Source organism: Candidatus Arsenophonus triatominarum (genome assembly GCF_001640365.1).
GTDB lineage: Bacteria > Pseudomonadota > Gammaproteobacteria > Enterobacterales > Enterobacteriaceae > Arsenophonus > Arsenophonus triatominarum.
Window position 1 is genome coordinate 35,993 of record NZ_LWMI01000014.1, and the last position, 18,322, is coordinate 54,314.

At 38.6% G+C, this 18,322-nt stretch carries 19 protein-coding genes and 10 pseudogenes; 22 read left to right on the forward strand and 7 right to left on the reverse strand.

Annotation, left to right across the window (positions count from 1 at the left end; all coding sequences use genetic code 11):
- Positions 1-21: 21 nt before the first annotated feature.
- The 4 genes and pseudogenes from AYJ55_RS12615 to AYJ55_RS12630 all read left to right on the forward strand — a co-directional run.
- A pseudogene (locus tag AYJ55_RS12615) lies at positions 22-159 on the forward strand (DUF3820 family protein); the annotation flags it as partial.
- Between the two features lie 86 nt (positions 160-245).
- Positions 246-1,145 carry a transposase family protein gene (locus AYJ55_RS12620; RefSeq protein WP_063653812.1) on the forward strand — a complete coding sequence of 300 codons (900 nt, stop codon included), beginning with the start codon at positions 246-248 and terminating at the stop codon, positions 1,143-1,145.
- A gap of 114 nt (positions 1,146-1,259) precedes the next feature.
- Positions 1,260-1,625, forward strand: a complete 366-nt coding sequence (locus tag AYJ55_RS12625) for an IS630 transposase-related protein (protein ID WP_063653415.1) — start codon at positions 1,260-1,262, stop codon at positions 1,623-1,625.
- On the forward strand, positions 1,594-2,082 hold the full coding sequence (locus AYJ55_RS12630; protein WP_063653499.1) for an IS630 family transposase: 489 nt from the start codon (positions 1,594-1,596) through the stop codon (positions 2,080-2,082). The genes AYJ55_RS12625 and AYJ55_RS12630 overlap by 32 nt, the downstream gene beginning before the upstream one ends.
- Positions 2,083-2,894: 812 nt before the next feature.
- On the opposite strand, the gene AYJ55_RS12635 is transcribed toward AYJ55_RS12630, so the two are convergent.
- On the reverse strand, positions 2,895-3,779 hold the full coding sequence (locus tag AYJ55_RS12635; RefSeq protein ID WP_063656731.1) for a transposase family protein: 885 nt from the start codon (positions 3,777-3,779) through the stop codon (positions 2,895-2,897).
- Between the two features lie 86 nt (positions 3,780-3,865).
- On the opposite strand from AYJ55_RS12635, the gene AYJ55_RS26095 reads away from it, so the two are divergent.
- From AYJ55_RS26095 to AYJ55_RS12645, 4 genes are all read left to right on the forward strand, one after another.
- On the forward strand, positions 3,866-3,976 hold the full coding sequence (locus tag AYJ55_RS26095) for an Rpn family recombination-promoting nuclease/putative transposase (protein WP_425393802.1): 111 nt from the start codon (positions 3,866-3,868) through the stop codon (positions 3,974-3,976).
- A gap of 216 nt (positions 3,977-4,192) precedes the next feature.
- Positions 4,193-4,321, forward strand: coding sequence for an Rpn family recombination-promoting nuclease/putative transposase (locus AYJ55_RS36035; protein ID WP_425393803.1), 129 nt, complete (start codon positions 4,193-4,195; stop codon positions 4,319-4,321).
- Between the two features lie 44 nt (positions 4,322-4,365).
- The gene (locus AYJ55_RS36040; protein ID WP_425393804.1) at positions 4,366-4,938 is read left to right on the forward strand and encodes an Rpn family recombination-promoting nuclease/putative transposase; all 573 of its coding nucleotides are present in this window, start codon (positions 4,366-4,368) and stop codon (positions 4,936-4,938) included.
- 32 nt (positions 4,939-4,970) lie between these two features.
- Positions 4,971-5,579 (forward strand): C48 family peptidase, encoded by a 609-nt coding sequence (locus tag AYJ55_RS12645; RefSeq protein WP_063656733.1) that lies wholly within the window; start codon positions 4,971-4,973, stop codon positions 5,577-5,579.
- A gap of 52 nt (positions 5,580-5,631) precedes the next feature.
- On the opposite strand, the gene AYJ55_RS12650 is transcribed toward AYJ55_RS12645, so the two are convergent.
- Positions 5,632-6,672, reverse strand: coding sequence for an IS481 family transposase (locus AYJ55_RS12650; protein ID WP_063656735.1), 1,041 nt, complete (start codon positions 6,670-6,672; stop codon positions 5,632-5,634).
- A gap of 99 nt (positions 6,673-6,771) precedes the next feature.
- On the opposite strand from AYJ55_RS12650, the pseudogene AYJ55_RS12655 reads away from it, so the two are divergent.
- Positions 6,772-7,245: pseudogene (locus tag AYJ55_RS12655) on the forward strand (C48 family peptidase); the annotation flags it as partial.
- A 26-nt stretch (positions 7,246-7,271) separates the two neighbouring features.
- On the opposite strand, the pseudogene AYJ55_RS31955 reads toward AYJ55_RS12655, so the two are convergent.
- A pseudogene (locus AYJ55_RS31955) lies at positions 7,272-7,476 on the reverse strand (transposase); the annotation flags it as partial.
- A gap of 680 nt (positions 7,477-8,156) precedes the next feature.
- On the opposite strand from AYJ55_RS31955, the gene AYJ55_RS12665 reads away from it, so the two are divergent.
- From AYJ55_RS12665 to AYJ55_RS12700, 9 genes and pseudogenes are all read left to right on the forward strand, one after another.
- The gene (locus AYJ55_RS12665; protein WP_342668170.1) at positions 8,157-8,456 is read left to right on the forward strand and encodes a hypothetical protein; all 300 of its coding nucleotides are present in this window, start codon (positions 8,157-8,159) and stop codon (positions 8,454-8,456) included.
- Positions 8,453-9,320 (forward strand): annotated as a pseudogene (locus AYJ55_RS33170) (phage baseplate assembly protein); the annotation flags it as partial. The gene AYJ55_RS12665 and the pseudogene AYJ55_RS33170, both read left to right, overlap by 4 nt.
- Before the next feature lie 143 nt (positions 9,321-9,463).
- Entirely contained in the window at positions 9,464-9,706 is a 243-nt protein-coding gene (locus tag AYJ55_RS28955; protein ID WP_425393799.1) for a phage baseplate assembly protein, read from the forward strand.
- A 187-nt stretch (positions 9,707-9,893) separates the two neighbouring features.
- Positions 9,894-10,505 (forward strand): hypothetical protein, encoded by a 612-nt coding sequence (locus AYJ55_RS12680; protein ID WP_063656748.1) that lies wholly within the window; start codon positions 9,894-9,896, stop codon positions 10,503-10,505.
- A gap of 108 nt (positions 10,506-10,613) precedes the next feature.
- Positions 10,614-11,654 carry an IS481 family transposase gene (locus AYJ55_RS12685; protein WP_063654070.1) on the forward strand — a complete coding sequence of 347 codons (1,041 nt, stop codon included), beginning with the start codon at positions 10,614-10,616 and terminating at the stop codon, positions 11,652-11,654.
- Between the two features lie 79 nt (positions 11,655-11,733).
- A pseudogene (locus AYJ55_RS33175) lies at positions 11,734-11,931 on the forward strand (phage GP46 family protein); the annotation flags it as partial.
- Between the two features lie 126 nt (positions 11,932-12,057).
- A pseudogene (locus tag AYJ55_RS33180) lies at positions 12,058-12,218 on the forward strand (baseplate J/gp47 family protein); the annotation flags it as partial.
- Between the two features lie 35 nt (positions 12,219-12,253).
- Positions 12,254-12,619, forward strand: a complete 366-nt coding sequence (locus tag AYJ55_RS12695; RefSeq protein WP_063653415.1) for an IS630 transposase-related protein — start codon at positions 12,254-12,256, stop codon at positions 12,617-12,619.
- Positions 12,588-13,076: an IS630 family transposase gene (locus AYJ55_RS12700; RefSeq protein ID WP_063653499.1), complete on the forward strand. Its 489-nt coding sequence runs from the start codon at positions 12,588-12,590 to the stop codon at positions 13,074-13,076. Before AYJ55_RS12695 ends, AYJ55_RS12700 begins: the two co-directional genes overlap by 32 nt.
- Here AYJ55_RS12700 and AYJ55_RS33185 read toward each other — a convergent pair.
- Positions 13,067-13,970: pseudogene (locus AYJ55_RS33185) on the reverse strand (IS3 family transposase); the annotation flags it as partial. The gene AYJ55_RS12700 and the pseudogene AYJ55_RS33185 overlap by 10 nt on opposite strands.
- A gap of 312 nt (positions 13,971-14,282) precedes the next feature.
- On the opposite strand from AYJ55_RS33185, the gene AYJ55_RS12715 reads away from it, so the two are divergent.
- Positions 14,283-15,278 (forward strand): hypothetical protein, encoded by a 996-nt coding sequence (locus tag AYJ55_RS12715; protein ID WP_063656752.1) that lies wholly within the window; start codon positions 14,283-14,285, stop codon positions 15,276-15,278.
- A 417-nt stretch (positions 15,279-15,695) separates the two neighbouring features.
- Here the strand turns inward: AYJ55_RS12715 and AYJ55_RS12720 are convergent, their stop codons facing one another.
- Positions 15,696-15,890 carry a Cro/CI family transcriptional regulator gene (locus tag AYJ55_RS12720; protein WP_063656754.1) on the reverse strand — a complete coding sequence of 65 codons (195 nt, stop codon included), beginning with the start codon at positions 15,888-15,890 and terminating at the stop codon, positions 15,696-15,698.
- A gap of 103 nt (positions 15,891-15,993) precedes the next feature.
- Between AYJ55_RS12720 and AYJ55_RS12725 the strand changes: the two are divergent.
- Positions 15,994-16,266, forward strand: a pseudogene (locus AYJ55_RS12725) (helix-turn-helix domain-containing protein); the annotation flags it as partial.
- Here AYJ55_RS12725 and AYJ55_RS26115 read toward each other — a convergent pair.
- A pseudogene (locus tag AYJ55_RS26115) lies at positions 16,248-16,544 on the reverse strand (integrase core domain-containing protein); the annotation flags it as partial. The pseudogenes AYJ55_RS12725 and AYJ55_RS26115 sit on opposite strands and share 19 nt — an antisense overlap.
- A 34-nt stretch (positions 16,545-16,578) precedes the next feature.
- Between AYJ55_RS26115 and AYJ55_RS12730 the strand changes: the two are divergent.
- The gene (locus AYJ55_RS12730) at positions 16,579-16,944 is read left to right on the forward strand and encodes an IS630 transposase-related protein (protein WP_063653415.1); all 366 of its coding nucleotides are present in this window, start codon (positions 16,579-16,581) and stop codon (positions 16,942-16,944) included.
- Positions 16,913-17,401: an IS630 family transposase gene (locus AYJ55_RS12735; protein WP_063653499.1), complete on the forward strand. Its 489-nt coding sequence runs from the start codon at positions 16,913-16,915 to the stop codon at positions 17,399-17,401. The genes AYJ55_RS12730 and AYJ55_RS12735 overlap by 32 nt, the downstream gene beginning before the upstream one ends.
- Positions 17,402-17,412: 11 nt before the next feature.
- On the opposite strand, the pseudogene AYJ55_RS33190 reads toward AYJ55_RS12735, so the two are convergent.
- Positions 17,413-18,280 (reverse strand): annotated as a pseudogene (locus AYJ55_RS33190) (IS3 family transposase); the annotation flags it as partial.
- Between the last annotated feature and the right edge of the window lie 42 nt (positions 18,281-18,322).

The window sequence follows — 18,322 nt, forward strand, 5'->3', positions numbered from 1 at the left end:
AATAATATAGTGGAATTCTGCATGCAGAAACAGGATCTGATCGATATTGCTAATACCGTTATGCCATTCGGTAAATACAAAGCACGGGTTTTGATTGATTTATCCGAAGAATATTTACTTTGGTTTGCACGTAAAGGTGAATTTCCTCAAGGAAGACTAGAAAATAGTTGCTGAATAGAGACTTGCATTTTTTGTCACGCTATAGACAATAAAAAGAGGTTTAACTTAGAAAATAACGGTTTGAAATGATCAACAAAGAGCGGTTGTTACGAGATAATCGTTTATGTAAAGCAATCATTGGATTATCAGTCGAAGAATTGAAAAATTTAGCCGCTGAATTTTCAGCTTGTTATTTGATTTATCGGAAAAAGAATCGAAAAGATCACGAGCGGCAGATGGGTGCAGGGCAGAAAGGATTTATCCCAACCCCATTAGATAAACTGCTTTTTATTTTATTGTATTTAAAATGTTATCCGACCTATGATTTGCAAGGACTTCTTTTTGGTTTAGATAGAACACGGGTATGTCGCTGGGTAAAAATATTATTGCCGGTTTTAGAGATGACCTTGGGGCGAGAATGTGTTTTGCCCGCTCGTCAAATTCGCTCTGCTGAGGAATTTTTTCGCGCCTTTCCTGGAGTTAAAGACGTCTTTATTGATGGGACAGAGCGACCTGTCCAAAAGCCTAAGAATCTGCGTCGGCGAAAAAAAATGTATTCGGGAAAGAAAAGACAGACCACTCGAAAAGGGCTTATTATGACTGACGAAACGAGGAAAATTGGATTTATCCCCATGATCAAAAATGGGCGCCGTCACGATAAACGCTTACTCGATAAAGTCGATATAATTCGCCATATTCCCCCTGAGGTAACCATCTGGGCCGATACCGGTTTTCAAGGTATAGATAAACAGCATCCTAATACACAAATCCCAAAAAAAGGAACTCGAAAAAGACCTTTATCGCCTGAACAAAAACAAGAAAATAAAATAATCTCGGGCATCCGTATTACGGTTGAACACGCCATCGCGGGTATCAAGCGCCTCGGTTGTATGACCCAAATTTTACGGAATCGTAGACCCTTTATTGATGATACCTTTTTACTCCTTAGTGCCGGTCTTTGGAATTTCCATCTCAGAACAGCCTAAAATTTACTTCAATCACCGAAATACCCTTATTTCACTATTAAGCAACACACTTTAGGTTATTTAATGGAAATGACGTTATAGCTAGGCGACTTAATTTTGATTACAAGGTGTGTTATGAGTTATACAATTGATTTTCGACGTAAAGTAATATCTGTAAGGAAAGCCGAAGGTTTAACAATTCGAGAAACTGCGAAACAATTCCGTATTGGAAAAGCGTCTTTAGTACGTTGGCTTAAACGACCAGAGCCAAAAAATTCAACGCCACGTAAGAGGAAGCTCGATAAAAATGCTTTAGCAAAAGATGTGGAACAGTATCCAGATGCTTACCAAAAGGAACGGGCAGAGCGATTCGGTGTTTGTAAAAAGACTATTTGGCAATCCCTTAAAAAGCTGGGATTAACCTATAAAAAAAACTCTATTCCATCCAAAAACCAACGAAAGCGACAGGCTGGCACATCAGCAAAAAAGACAACAGTATGAAAAAAAAGATAAATCTGTTGTTTTTATTGATGAAAGTGGTTTTTCACATGACACTCCACGAACTCACGGCTATTCCCCAAAAGGTCACCGTTGTTTTGGCCTGAAAAACTGGGGTGCTAAGGGAAGAACAAATGTTATTGGCGCTTTATTGGGAACAACCCTTTTTGCTATCGGATTATTTGATTGCAATATTAATCGTGATGTTTTTTATGTTTGGATCACAAAAATATTGCTCCCAGAACTTCCTGAAAATTCTGTTATTTTTATGGACAACGCTAGCTTTCACAAAGGTAAGAATATTGAACAGGCAATTATAAACGCAGGACACCAGATAGAATATTTGCCTGTGTATTCACCAGATTTAAATCCTATAGAACATAAATGGTCTCAAGCTAAACGTAAAAAGATGGAAACAGGATGCACTATCGATGACCTGTTTTTAATACATATGCTGTAATCAAAATTAAGTCGCCTAGCTATAGTAAGTAATGGGGTTTAATATTGATTAAATCTAAATTGGCTGGAATTTAAATTTGGTGGGGCTAAGCGGGATCGAACCGCTGACCTCTTGCATGCCATGCAGCGTAGCACATCTACTTTTTATTTTTATATCAATTACTTATTTGTTTTCTTATCCTATAAGTTATAAAATTTTATCCTTATGTATTCGTAGATGTGCTAAAGCACTGTCACAAAATTGACACACACTTTTTCCCCAGTTAAACCCCTGTTGTTAAATCTACACACTCGCCTCTGCGATCTACTACACGAGTTTCGCACCAATAAAAAACGCTCTATTTTTAAGTTTAATTCAGCATAATATATAAATAGACAAAATCTTATGAATTAAAAGCAACTTATTGTAATTTAAACAAATTTATACGTTTTAGTAACTTGCAAATTAACCATTGCTTTTAAGCCATTTCTAGAATTTTATATGCCTGTGCGAAACTCGTGTATTATAACCGAGGCCGAGAAGCAAACCATCCGTCAGCTTGCGTGCAAGCGTGGGAAAGTGGATAGCGTGATGAGTGAGAAATCGATAGCGTGCTCACTGAAGCCAGCCAGAGTAACGCCATAATGCCTGCCGATACGCTGACTCTTTCGCATAAGTATAATGCCAAGTTCGTGCAGAGGCATTGATAGCCGTCTAGCTCGTTGAAGAAGCTGAGATTTTGATAGAATATCGCAATATTCCCAAGGTATACTTTGACGATAAGCGTGTTGCTTAATAGTTAAATAAGGGTATTTCGGTGATTGAAGTAAATTTTAGAAATTCCAAAGACCGGCACTAAGGAGTAAAAAGGTATCATCAATAAAGGGTCTACGATTCCGTAAAATTTGGGTCATACAACCGAGGCGCTTGATACCCGCGATGGCGTGTTCAACCGTAATACGGATGCCCGAGATTATTTTATTTTCTTGTTTTTGTTCAGGCGATAAAGGTCTTTTTCGAGTTCCTTTTTTTGGGATTTGTGTATTAGGATGCTGTTTATCTATACCTTGAAAACCGGTATCGGCCCAGATGGTTACCTCAGGGGGAATATGGCGAATTATATCGACTTTATCGAGTAAGCGTTTATCGTGACGGCGCCCATTTTTGATCATGGGGATAAATCCAATTTTCCTCGTTTCGTCAGTCATAATAAGCCCTTTTCGAGTGGTCTGTCTTTTCTTTCCCGAATACATTTTTTTTCGCCGACGCAGATTCTTAGGCTTTTGGACAGGTCGCTCTGTCCCATCAATAAAGACGTCTTTAACTCCAGGAAAGGCGCGAAAAAATTCCTCAGCAGAGCGAATTTGACGAGCGGGCAAAACACATTCTCGCCCCAAGGTCATCTCTAAAACCGGCAATAATATTTTTACCCAGCGACATACCCGTGTTCTATCTAAACCAAAAAGAAGTCCTTGCAAATCATAGGTCGGATAACATTTTAAATACAATAAAATAAAAAGCAGTTTATCTAATGGGGTTGGGATAAATCCTTTCTGCCCTGCACCCATCTGCCGCTCGTGATCTTTTCGATTCTTTTTCCGATAAATCAAATAACAAGCTGAAAATTCAGCGGCTAAATTTTTCAATTCTTCGACTGATAATCCAATGATTGCTTTACATAAACGATTATCTCGTAACAACCGCTCTTTGTTGATCATTTCAAACCGTTATTTTCTAAGTTAAACCTCTTTTTATTGTCTATAGCGTGACAAAAAATGCAACTCTCTATTCAGCAACTATTTTGATGAAAAAATCTTCACTATCCCAACATGATTCGTTGTTTAAAAAGTTCCTTGGCGATATCGCTGTAGCAAGAAATTTCTTGCAAATACATTTGCCGCCTCATCTGCGATAACATTAAGCCTGTTGCTCAATAGCAAAATTAATTATGACTTACAAAAAAACCAGCCGCTGATGATAAAATAATCAATTTTTGCATTAAAAATAACCTATGTAAGATTAAAAAATAAACTATTTTTGTATTTTTTAGATGTATCTAACTTGTTTTTATTTTAAGCAACTTTATTTCACTATTGAGCAACATGCTTATTGCGATTTTAGCACTCTTGCGATGGAGTCAGGCAGCTTTATCGAAGACGACCTGCGCCCCCACTGTTCAGATATGCTGTATTCGATGAAGACTTCGAGCGGGCAAGATGGGTATATTCTTTGTTTGATTGAGCACCAGAGCCGCCCCTGAAAAGCTAATGGCATTTAGGCTTCTTAAGGTACAGTGTGGCAGCCATGCAGCGCCATATTGAGCAAGGCAACGACACTTTGCCGGTAGTGATCCCGCTACTGTTCTACCATGGCATCACGTCGCCCTATCCGTACAGCACTAAATGGTTAGACTGTCTCTGTGAGCCAGAACTGGCTGCTATGGTGTATCAGCGAGCCTTTCCGCTAGTTGATATTACCACGATACCGGATGAAGAGATCTTAACGCACCGCCGAGTAGCACTTCTGCAACTCGTACAAAAGCACATCCGAACGCGAGATATGTTGGAACTTGCCGTAGAGTTAGCTACTCTAATAGAAAAATGGCAGTATTCCAAAGAACAATGCAAGAGTTTATTATATTATATAGCTAAAGCAGGGAATACAATTGATGGCGAGGGATTCATACGAACCCTAGCGGAAAAGACACCGACTTACCGGGAGGATTTTATGACTATTGCAGAGCAGCTGAAGCTGAAAGGCCGACAGGAAACCCGAATTCAGATCGCCCGCCAGCTTCTTGCTAATGGTGTTGATAGAGAAGTCATTAAGCTTTCCACAGGGCTAAACGATGCGGAGTTAAACAATCTGAAGAACTGACTTTATTTTTATTAAAATAATAAGGACTGCAAATGACTGCACTTTCTGTTTCTTACCCACTATCATTAAGTACATATTCTGTTCATGCAAAAGAGAATAACAAAATAGAATATGCATATAACTTTCCTTCACTTGAAGCTTTAAAAAGCGCCGCTCGAAATAACGATGATTTTAGTATTGATTGTTTGTTTACACTAGCATGTGAGAATAGTCCTGCTGGATTAGAGGCTGAATCTTTTCTTTTCGATTTGTATACAGGAAAGGAAGAGGGGCATCCCTATATAAAGGAACAGTTAGGAAAAGATAGTTTAAAGTTATGGGAGATTGTGCAAGGAAAAAATAAAAATACAATACCAGAAGAGGCATGGTCTATACCTGATAAAATCTTAATCATGGCGGGTTTTGAAACACAAGAAAGATCACAACAGAGAGAAGAAATTTTAGAAGAAATAAATAAAAATGTAAACTTTTGTGTCTGTGTTGATGATGGAGAACCCGTCAGCTCATCATTTTTCCACACAAACCGATTAATCACATCAGCGGAGTTAGACTCCATTTCTAAATCACTGAATAGTAAAGAAGGTGGTTTTAAATTCCATGATGCGGTAGAAATAGCCGCTACTGCTATTGATAATGTGTAGTAGCTCAGACTTAATCTGACAGTTGCCGGTTATTTATACAGTACCTGTCAGGTTAAATTTGATTTAAATCTTTCTCTCTCCAAAGTTGTTTTCCATCGTGTAAAGTTGCCATAGGAGTTCGACCGCAACACATTTTTCCTTGATGAGTGCGTTGGTTATTATATTCCGCTAACCATTTATCTAAATCAGCTTGTAATTCATTTAAAGCCCTATAGATTTTCTTACGAAAAGCCACCTGATAGAACTCTTGTAATACAGTTCTATGAAAGCGTTCACAAATCCCATTAGTTTGAGGTGAACGAGCTTTAGTTTTTGTATGATCAATATCATTGATAGCGAGATAAAGTTGATAATCGTGATGTTCAACTTTACCACAATACTCACTGCCTCTGTCCGTCAGTATACGTAACACCGGTAACCCATGCTGGGAATAAAAAGGGAGAACCTTGTCATTTAATAAATCTGCCGCCGTTATCGCGCTTTTTGTTGTGTAAAGCTTACAATGAACGACTTTACTGTAAGTATCAATGTAAGTTTGTTGATAAACACGACCAACGCCTTTTAAATGACCGACATAAAAAGTATCTTGTGAACCCAGATAACCTGGATGCGCTGTTTCAATCTCACCACAGGCTTCATCATCTTGCGCTTTCTTTTCTAGAGCACTGATTTGTGATTCTGACAGGATAATTCCTTCTGTTGCGATTTTATCTTCAAGCGCTTTTAGGCGTTTTGTAAAATTTTCGAGATTATGGCGCAGCCAAATAGAGCGAACGCCACTCCCCGAAACAAAAATGCCTTTTTTTCTTAGTTCATTACTACTGCGGTGTTGACCGTGTGCAGGGTATTCAATCGCATACTCGACTACAGCGCTTTCAATCTGTTCATCTACTCTATTTTTTACGTTAGGCACCCGTCGATTTTGATTAATTAAAGCGTCTATCCCACCATCGTTAACAAGTTCCTGGTAGCGATAAAACGTATCTCGGGATACCCCCATAATCTTACAGGCTTTTGAGACGTTATTAAGCTCTTCAGCGAGGTTAAGTAACCCGACTTTATGTTTGATGATAGGATTATTTGTTTGATACATAGAATTACCTTTTATTTAATTATCTAATGATGTTAATTAAAACCGGTAACGCTCTTTTTTAAATCAGAATTGTCGGATTAAGTTAAGACTAATACAGATAATGAACATATACCACAAAAATTATTGTCTACATTACTAAACATTGACAATAAAGGAAAACAAATACCTTCACTAGGAGATTTTATTCCCCTATTGTTTAGAGGTCATTGGGTTTTGTTTGGGTTGTCTACGACTGAGTCGGGAGATAAATCAGCAATATTGTTTGATAGTACAAATTATCTAAATAACAAAGAAATGAATTTCATAAAAACACTTGCCGGCTCTCTTGGCACAAATGAAGTTTCAGTAGTGAAAGAATCACTCCAAGAAAATGCACCTAACGCATGTGGTTTGTTTGTGTCTAACGCAATGAAGTCCATAGCAAATAACTTAAACAAAACACCTTATGGATCTCTGACTAAATTTGTAAAATCATTTTTAGAACTAAATAATATTGAACAAATGTTGTTTAACCAAAGAGGCCGAGCTGAGTTATATGGCTATTTATTAGATAATGTATCATCCCTGATCTAGCTGTAATAATTACGGTATATACTCAATTAACTTAAAGTTGCATTTTTCAGCGTCTGGAAGTGGTCATTAATTCTATGTGTAAAGGCCCCTGCCAGTCTCGGTAATATACCGTGGAATGTTTCTCGCTTGTTAATTTATCACTTTCCACAGCCTTTTTATCGGATTTAGATTCGGGCTGTAAGGCGGCAAATAGTGGAGATCGATATTCATCACATACGCAGCTTTGTTGAATAAATCGAAATTTTAGGTGATCATCGGCTCAGATCACTATAGTCATTTCAACATATGCACGAGTTTCGCATCAATCAAAAACGAGTTATTTTTAAGTTTAATTCAGCATAATATATAATTAGGAAAATCTTATAAACTGTAAATTATTGTTATTTAAATAAATTATTTTTGGTAACTTGCTGATTAATCATCATTTCAAGCTATTTTTAGAATTTTATATTCCTGTGCGCGACTCGTGTAATAGAAAAATGGCATATTCTAAAGAAAAATGCAAGAGTTTATTATATTATATAGCGCAAGCAGGAAATACGATTGACGGCGAGGGATTCATACGTACCCTTGCAGAGAAGGCACCGACTTACCGGGAGGATTTTATGACTATCGCGGAACAACTTGAGGCTAAAGGCCGTAAAGAGGGGATCCAGCTAGGCGAGCAAAGGCTACCAGCTAGGCCGACAGGATGGGGTTAACGAGGGATTGCAGCAAGGTCTAGAAAAAGGCCGTCAATAAGCTACTCGCCAACTGGCAAAGCAACTATTTGCTAATGGTGTTGATCGGCTAATTATCAAAATATCGACCGGCCTAACCGATGATGAACTAAACATACTATTAGTTTGATATGATCCCCACCTTCGGCAAGCAGTCACATTGAAGGACTCGCGGCGGTAACGTGGGATGCGTTGGTCACGGTGCGAGAAACGCTGAATCAGGCTATCGAGCACGAACAGGCGTTAACGCTTGACGATGCACTGTTCTTTACCTTGCAACAAGTGAAAACCGATGCCAACAGGGATATTGCCACACTACTGGCACAAGTTGAAAAAACGGTTACCCGCACGCCAGAGACGGTGCTACCGGCGTTAGTTCTGGCGGCTAACTGGTATGACAACGCCGCACGCGAAGCCGATATTACCAGTCGAAATGCGGTTAATCATCCCAGCTTTATGCCGGTTAAACCCTTGAGAGTACCCGCAAGATGAGTGACTCCGTGATATTGCGCGTCAACGGGCGCGAATGGGGCGGCTGGACGTGTGTTCAGATTTCAGCAGGGATAGAACGACTATCCCGCGATTTCAATGTAGAAATTACCTGCCAGTGGCCTGGTGAATCGGGAAGCGTACCGCTACAGCCGAGAATTAAAAAAGGTGAACGTGTCGAAGTTATGATGGGTCAGGATAAAGTCTTAACCGGTTGGATTGAAGCGACTCCGATACGCTATGACGCTACAAGTTGGCATCAGTGGCCGGAGTAAGACAGCAGATTTGATTGCGCCGCCAACTCCACGTTATTTACGAGGAAAACGCTTTATCAAATAGCCTCAGCGCTAGCAGAGCCGTTTGGCATTAAGGTGTCATTAGCCAAAAGGCCCCCAAAACGCCGCTACAGGCTTTTCAGGCTGACTATGGGAAACCCCCGCGGGGTCCATGGGTGCTAAACAAAGCGCTAGGAAGCCAACAGGCGCTCGCCTGGGATGATGAAGACGGCAATCTATTGATTGGCACGGTCGGCAATGATTGTGCAACAACTGCGCTTGTCTGGGGAGAAAATATTCTCACCTGTGATACAGAACAGAGTATCCGTGAACGCTTTTCTGAATATCAGGTGGCGGGTCAACTATCGGGTGATGATGACGATTTTGGGGAAGCGACATTAACCGCTATTCGTGCCAAAGTCAAAGATAGCCAGATAACACGCTATCGCCCTCAGCATATCCAGCAATCGGGTAATGTAACTGGGCCAGTTGTCGCGCGCGTAGCGAATTTGGAGCCAAGCAACGGGCAGCCAGAACTGACGAAACCACTTATACGGTACAAGGTTGGCGGCAAGGTGATGGCAGTCTATGGCACGAGTTTCGCACCAATACAAAAACGCTCTATTTTTAAGTTTAATTCAGCATAATATACAAATAGACAAAATCTTATAAATTAAAAGCAACTTATTGTAATTTAAACAAATTTATACGTTTTAGTAACTTGCAAATTAACCATTGCTTTTAAGCCATTTCTGGAATTTTATATGCCTGTGCGAAACTCGTGTATGGAAGAAACCTAACCAGCGAGTGATTGTGTTTGATCCGGTGCTCGGCTTTAACAATCGGGAGCTAGTTATTAGTGAAGTTGTTTATAGGCAAGATGAGAGTGGGACATTATGTGAGTTACGAGTAGCGCCAGAAGCCGCCTATGTTCCACCGATTGAGGAATTGAAACCACTGGACGCAGAAGAGGATTAGTGAAAATTTTTCTTTCTAACCTAAACTCAGTATGATTTTATTTTTAACTGCATCAATAAACACAGAATCAGATTTCTGTTGCCCATTAAAAAATATTATCGAATAACAATAAATTTCTACTATAATTAAAGTGGTTCAGGAAAACCATAACTTTCATAACCATAAGATAATTATTCTGGAGGTTTTTATGAGCAAAATAACAACATCGACATCAACAATAACATCTAATATTTTAACAACAAACCAATGCGATAAAAAAAATACAAAAAGTTCCAATTCCACTTTTTCAAAATTTTCTGTTTTTTTTTCAGGTACGAAAAATACACCAAGTCAACAATCATCTACCTCATCAACAACAAAACCATCAGTATCTTCATTTAGTGGACCATCTAGCAGTAGAGAAAAGTATAAAATATATAAAAATCTAGAAGGAAATAGTAATGTAAAAATTGATAGAACATTGTTATCAGGAATTAAAAAGATACAGGGAGGATTCGCAATAGAAAGCAAAGGTTCATATTCAACATTTAAAGAAAGTAGTAATATAACTATTGGTTCTTCAACACTAAAAAAAGATTTTAAACAATCATTTCATCCATCCGCTTCTTCATTTAGTAGTAGACCATCTGCTAGCAAAGAAAAGAGTAGGATGTATTCAAGTTTTGAAGAAGCGGCAAAAAAAGAAAAAGGTATTAAAATTGAAAAAAAAGGTGGAGCAACAAATGTGACAATATCTGGAGTTTCTGGATTGCATATAGGAAAAACAACAATACAGACGTTCACGCCTCAAAAAAGATAAAAATACTTAATCTGTATTAGTCTTAACTTAATCCGACAATTCTGATTTAAAAAAGAGCGTTACCGGTTTTAATTAACATCATTAGATAATTAAATAAAAGGTAATTCTATGTATCAAACAAATAATCCTATCATCAAACATAAAGTCGGGTTACTTAACCTCGCTGAAGAGCTTAATAACGTCTCAAAAGCCTGTAAGATTATGGGGGTATCCCGAGATACGTTTTATCGCTACCAGGAACTTGTTAACGATGGTGGGATAGACGCTTTAATTAATCAAAATCGACGGGTGCCTAACGTAAAAAATAGAGTAGATGAACAGATTGAAAGCGCTGTAGTCGAGTATGCGATTGAATACCCTGCACACGGTCAACACCGCAGTAGTAATGAACTAAGAAAAAAAGGCATTTTTGTTTCGGGGAGTGGCGTTCGCTCTATTTGGCTGCGCCATAATCTCGAAAATTTTACAAAACGCCTAAAAGCGCTTGAAGATAAAATCGCAACAGAAGGAATTATCCTGTCAGAATCACAAATCAGTGCTCTAGAAAAGAAAGCGCAAGATGATGAAGCCTGTGGTGAGATTGAAACAGCGCATCCAGGTTATCTGGGTTCACAAGATACTTTTTATGTCGGTCATTTAAAAGGCGTTGGTCGTGTTTATCAACAAACTTACATTGATACTTACAGTAAAGTCGTTCATTGTAAGCTTTACACAACAAAAAGCGCGATAACGGCGGCAGATTTATTAAATGACAAGGTTCTCCCTTTTTATTCCCAGCATGGGTTACCGGTGTTACGTATACTGACGGACAGAGGCAGTGAGTATTGTGGTAAAGTTGAACATCACGATTATCAACTTTATCTCGCTATCAATGATATTGATCATACAAAAACTAAAGCTCGTTCACCTCAAACTAATGGGATTTGTGAACGCTTTCATAAAACTGTATTACAAGAGTTCTATCAGGTGGCTTTTCGTAAGAAAATCTATAGGGCTTTAAATGAATTACAAGCTGATTTAGATAAATGGTTAGCGGAATATAATAACCAACGCACTCATCAAGGAAAAATGTGTTGCGGTCGAACTCCTATGGCAACTTTACACGATGGAAAACAACTTTGGAGAGAGAAAGATTTAAATCAAATTTAACCTGACAGGTACTGTATAAATAACCGGTAACTGTCAGATTAAGTCTGAGCTACTACACCCACTCAAGGTATGAAATAATATGACAGGGATCCCTATTCAACATGACGACCGATTAAGCCGTGCCGTGATTATCCCGCTGTTCACTTGGCGACGGGCTGAACCGGATGATGACACCGATACGCCATTTGGATGGTGGGGCGATACCTGGCCGACCATAAAAAACGACCGGATTGGCTCTCGATTGCATCTGCTGAAACGCACAACATTAACTCATCAGACGGCGTAAAAAGCGAAGGAATATATCGCTCAGGCATCGATAGATTAACGGCAATTGTCACCCTGACCTTATTACCTGATCATAACATAAAAACGATGACCCTCAACAACCTGTGGAGAGTAATCCATGCAAACTAGCGGTTTTTCGCGCCCGACACTGTCACAACTGATAGACACCATTCGCGGTGATTTGCTCACGCGGTTTAATGAAGATAGCGTGTTGCGCCGTTTCGATGCCGAGATATACTCCAGAGTACAAGCCCTGCCATTCACACCTTGTACGGCTATAGCTAGGCGACTTAATTTTGATTACAAGGTGTGTTATGAGTTATACAATTGATTTTCGACGTAAAGTAATATCTGTAAGGAAAGCCGAAGGTTTAACAATTCGAGAAACTGCGAAACAATTCCGTATTGGAAAAGCGTCTTTAGTACGTTGGCTTAAACGACCAGAGCCAAAAAATTCAACGCCACGTAAGAGGAAGCTCGATAAAAATGCTTTAGCAAAAGATGTGGAACAGTATCCAGATGCTTACCAAAAGGAACGGGCAGAGCGATTCGGTGTTTGTAAAAAGACTATTTGGCAATCCCTTAAAAAGCTGGGATTAACCTATAAAAAAAACTCTATTCCATCCAAAAACCAACGAAAGCGACAGGCTGGCACATCAGCAAAAAAGACAACAGTATGAAAAAAAAGATAAATCTGTTGTTTTTATTGATGAAAGTGGTTTTTCACATGACACTCCACGAACTCACGGCTATTCCCCAAAAGGTCACCGTTGTTTTGGCCTGAAAAACTGGGGTGCTAAGGGAAGAACAAATGTTATTGGCGCTTTATTGGGAACAACCCTTTTTGCTATCGGATTATTTGATTGCAATATTAATCGTGATGTTTTTTATGTTTGGATCACAAAAATATTGCTCCCAGAACTTCCTGAAAATTCTGTTATTTTTATGGACAACGCTAGCTTTCACAAAGGTAAGAATATTGAACAGGCAATTATAAACGCAGGACACCAGATAGAATATTTGCCTGTGTATTCACCAGATTTAAATCCTATAGAACATAAATGGTCTCAAGCTAAACGTAAAAAGATGGAAACAGGATGCACTATCGATGACCTGTTTTTAATACATATGCTGTAATCAAAATTAAGTCGCCTAGCTATATACTGACGACTGGTATAATGACTTCCCTGATCACTATGGAACATCACCTGTTTGGGATGCCCACGTAGTTCCCAAGCCATTTGTAGTGCTTTGGCGGTTAATTCTGAGTCTGGTGCAAATGACATTGCCCAGCCCACCGGTTTTCGGGCAAACAAATCCAATACCACAGCCAGATAGGCCCATCGTGAGCCTGTCCAAATATAGGTTACATCGCCGCACTAAACCTGGTCAGGCTTTGTAACAGCGAACTGCCTATTGAGCAGATTTGGAATATCAATACGTTCATTTCCACCGCGGTTGTATTTATGTTTTCGCTCTTGGCAACTGACGATGATTAATTCTTTCATCAACTTACCCGCTAACCACCGCCCAAGTTTCACGTTGTGTGTATTGGTAACCATCGTGGCGATAGTCCTTGCGCCAGCAGAGCCGCCACTAACGTTCCACGCTTCGCTGACTAGGCTACGTTTTATCGTCCGCTCAATATCTGGCTCCTTAGGCCGACACCAATAGCGATAACTGCTTCGGTGAACATTAAAAATACGACACAAAGTTTTCACCGGATAAAGCACTCTTAGCTTTTCAACTACCGAAAATTTTTCAGTGAGTCGGACATTAAGAGCGCAGTAGCCTTTTTTAAGATGTCATTCTCCATTTCCAGCCGGTGGATTTTTTTCTTCATTTCTCTGAACTCAATTTGTTCAGGTGTTAATGGCAGACCAGGCGATGTTTTCCCTTGACGTTTACCCACCGGCTAATCGCTAAAAGACTGACGTTCATGCCTTTCGCGGCTTCCTGGTAGGTGTAATTTTGGTCAAGGACTAATTTGGCGGTTTCACATTTAAATTCAGCAGTAATTATTTTACTCATTTCGGCACCTATAAAAATTATGAGGTAAGCATATCACCTCAACTTAGGTGGCCAAATTTAGTATGCCACTACATATTGTAGTGGTCAACTAAAATTGGCCACTACACTTTGCAACAATCCTAACGTAAGTTCATGGTAAGAGCTAACTAAATGAATAGTGCAAAACTAGACTTAAGGTTAAGGTGACTTAGTAAGTATTTTTAGTTAATTTGAACTGGTCATACGAATAGTAAAAAAATAAATCGAAAACTTTTATATTAACTTCAGATCAATTATTTAATTTTAAAAAATATATTTATATAGGGAAATATTATGTCAATATCAGTTCAATCCAATCTAAATCCTTATTCTTTATTTACTAGAGAAATTGGCGATAAATATATTCAACAAGCAGTGAATAGTTCTTCAAAAGAAGATGCTACACATCTGGATATATTTACTAAAATAAAAGACTGGTTTTGTGGAACGAAGACAGATGAAGTTTTGGGGTTGCTTTATGACTTAACTCATACCCCAGACAATCAGTCTGATATTGAATCCTCTCTACAAAAAGCAGAAGCTTTCTATAAATTGAAGGAAATGAGTCCCGCAAAACATCAAGATAAATTTCAGGCATCTATTATAAAAAATGAAGCTAGTAGTGATTATACATTTAAATTTTCTATAAAAGGGGCGATGGAAGAAAGAGCCTTTTCTTACGGTGATATTAACGTTAAAGATAATCGTGATTTTTTTGGGGAAAAAAATTACAAAACTCATTTTAATGAAAGATTAGGAAATTTCTGTAATAAAGGTAATCCTGATAACACATGGATATATGACTTTATCGATTCTCATCAAGAAATAAAAAAATCTATGTATAAGTTGGCTGAAAAACCTTCCCCAACATCTTCGTTGGAAGCGCCCTCTGTTAACGTAGCAGTACAAAAACGTGTCAAAAAAGATTATCCGTTCATAAGCTCCATTAGCTTAAATCCACAAAATACAATTTTGTCAAACATCGTTCCTTCAAACCAGCAATACGCAAAAGAAGTTTTAAAACACTCATCACAAGATGAGAGTAAAAAGCAATTAAGCGCCAGCGATTTTATAAAAACATATAAAGAAAACCTGAAGCCAAGATTTGATACTTTAGTCAACCACGATGAGAGTAAAAAAAGGGCTGATGATGGTGATATATGGACTGGACAAAATATTAACGGTTTTATAGATGATGAGCTTGACCTAGATGAAAATCCGTATCTCCGTTTACAGGATGATCCTTTGCAGCCACACGTAAGTATTTTCGAAACTAAAATGAAGTACTGAGATACCCCTTCTCAGTTCTAGAACTTGAATATAATTTACCATTTTCAGTTTATAAATTTGATAATCTTTATTTCAATTCTGTTAGTTCATGTTTAATTGAATACAATTTTCAAGGATATTGATAAAGAAAAAGATGAATTCATTTAAAAATGATTATTACCAATGAAAAATATTATGTAGCTTATTGAAAAATAGAAATTTAAATGGTTTATTCACAAGAGATTGTAATGGCACACTAAATTTGGTCACTAAGTTTGGTGTGCTATTCTTACTTCATAATTTTAAATATCTTTAGGATGTCCTATACTTAGTTCATAAGTTTCAAATAATAGTTTTCTCTCCCGATGGGCTGGGAATTTAAAAATCTCCCAATTTCAGGGAGCCCAAGATGTTAAAGAGCGGTGGTGTTAATTAACTTTATCGTTGATAACGTTTTGATGGAAAAGGCTTTAATTCTTCAGCTTCAATTTTTCCATCTTCATGAACAAGAATAGTAATATTTCTTCTGGCGCTAAGAGCTTTACTAATTGCTCCTTGATATAGACCCAAAACTTGAGCGACTTTCTCTTGTCCATGCATATCAACATATTGAGGTAGTGTTAGTCGTTTCATTAAAATATCCCCTTTTTACACGTTAAATTATTACTTAAAGTAATTTTAATGTAAATGCCGCATGTTATTGATAAGTATTCCAATAGGTAATAGAATTTTTTACATGAAAAAAAAGCCGTTAAATGAAGAGCAACTCAGAGATGCGATTAGACTTAAATCCATTTTTGAGGAAAAAAAGAAAGAATTAAATCTTTCCCAAGAGAGGGTAGCTCATGAACTAGGAATGGGTCAGAGTGCTGTTGCTCAGATTCTAAATGGAATAAACCCTTTAAATATTACAAATGCTGCCGCATTTGCTACTTTACTTAACGTAAGTTTAAATGATTTCAGTCCAACACTTGGCGCTAAGTGTAGTGGTCAACTAAAATTGGCCACCCTACCTGACTGTTCACGGAACAGTCGCTCTGATTCGTTTGGCGTTAATCCACCGTTATACCAGTGAGGTCTTATATCGCTATAGTAGTGGGTTATGTAGCGAATAATGGCTGACTGAGCAGTACTAAAGCTTTGGTAGCCAGTCGTTGGCACCCATTCGGTCTTCAGACTACGGAAGAATCGTTCCATCGGACTATTATCCCAACAATTCCCTCTGCGACTGATACTTTGGGTCATCTGATAACGCCACAATGCCTGCCTATACTGACGACTGGTATAGCTAGGCGACTTAATTTTGATTACAAGGTGTGTTATGAGTTATACAATTGATTTTCGACGTAAAGTAATATCTGTAAGGAAAGCCGAAGGTTTAACAATTCGAGAAACTGCGAAACAATTCCGTATTGGAAAAGCGTCTTTAGTACGTTGGCTTAAACGACCAGAGCCAAAAAATTCAACGCCACGTAAGAGGAAGCTCGATAAAAATGCTTTAGCAAAAGATGTGGAACAGTATCCAGATGCTTACCAAAAGGAACGGGCAGAGCGATTCGGTGTTTGTAAAAAGACTATTTGGCAATCCCTTAAAAAGCTGGGATTAACCTATAAAAAAAACTCTATTCCATCCAAAAACCAACGAAAGCGACAGGCTGGCACATCAGCAAAAAAGACAACAGTATGAAAAAAAAGATAAATCTGTTGTTTTTATTGATGAAAGTGGTTTTTCACATGACACTCCACGAACTCACGGCTATTCCCCAAAAGGTCACCGTTGTTTTGGCCTGAAAAACTGGGGTGCTAAGGGAAGAACAAATGTTATTGGCGCTTTATTGGGAACAACCCTTTTTGCTATCGGATTATTTGATTGCAATATTAATCGTGATGTTTTTTATGTTTGGATCACAAAAATATTGCTCCCAGAACTTCCTGAAAATTCTGTTATTTTTATGGACAACGCTAGCTTTCACAAAGGTAAGAATATTGAACAGGCAATTATAAACGCAGGACACCAGATAGAATATTTGCCTGTGTATTCACCAGATTTAAATCCTATAGAACATAAATGGTCTCAAGCTAAACGTAAAAAGATGGAAACAGGATGCACTATCGATGACCTGTTTTTAATACATATGCTGTAATCAAAATTAAGTCGCCTAGCTATATAATGACTTCCCTGATCACTATGGAACATCACCTGTTTGGGATGCCCACGTAGTTCCCAAGCCATTTGTAGTGCTTTGGCGGTTAATTCTGAGTCTGGTGCAAATGACATTGCCCAGCCCACCGGTTTTCGGGCAAACAAATCCAATACCACAGCCAGATAGGCCCATCGTGAGCCTGTCTAAATGTAGGTTACATCGCCGCACCAAACCTGGTCAGGCTTTGTAACAGCGAACTGCCTATTGAGCAGATTTGGAATATCAATACGTTCATTTCCACCGCGGTTGTATTTATGTTTTCGCTCTTGGCAACTGACGATGATTAATTCTTTCATCAACTTACCCGCTAACCACCGCCCAAGTTTCACGTTGTGTGTATTGGTAACCATCGTGGCGATAGTCCTTGCGCCAGCAGAGCCGCCACTAACGTTCCACGCTTCGCTGACTAGGCTACGTTTTATCGTCTGCTCAATATCTGGCTCCTTAGGCCGACACCAATAGCGATAACTGCTTCGGTGAACATTAAAAATACGACACAAAGTTTTCACCGGATAAAGCACTCTTAGCTTTTCAACTACCGAAAATTTTTCAGTGAGTCGGACATTAAGAGCGCAGTAGCCTTTTTTAAGATGTCATTCTCCATTTCCAGCCGGTGGATTTTTTTCTTCATTTCTCTGAACTCAATTTGTTCAGGTGTTAATGGCAGACCAGGCGATGTTTTCCCTTAACGTTTACCCACCGGCTAATCGCTGAAAGACTGACGTTCATGCCTTTCGCGGCTTCCTGGTAGGTGTAATTTTGGTCAAGGACTAATTTGGCGGTTTCACATTTAAATTCAGCAGTAATTATTTTACTCATTTCGGCACCTATAAAAATTATGAGGTAAGCATATCACCTCAA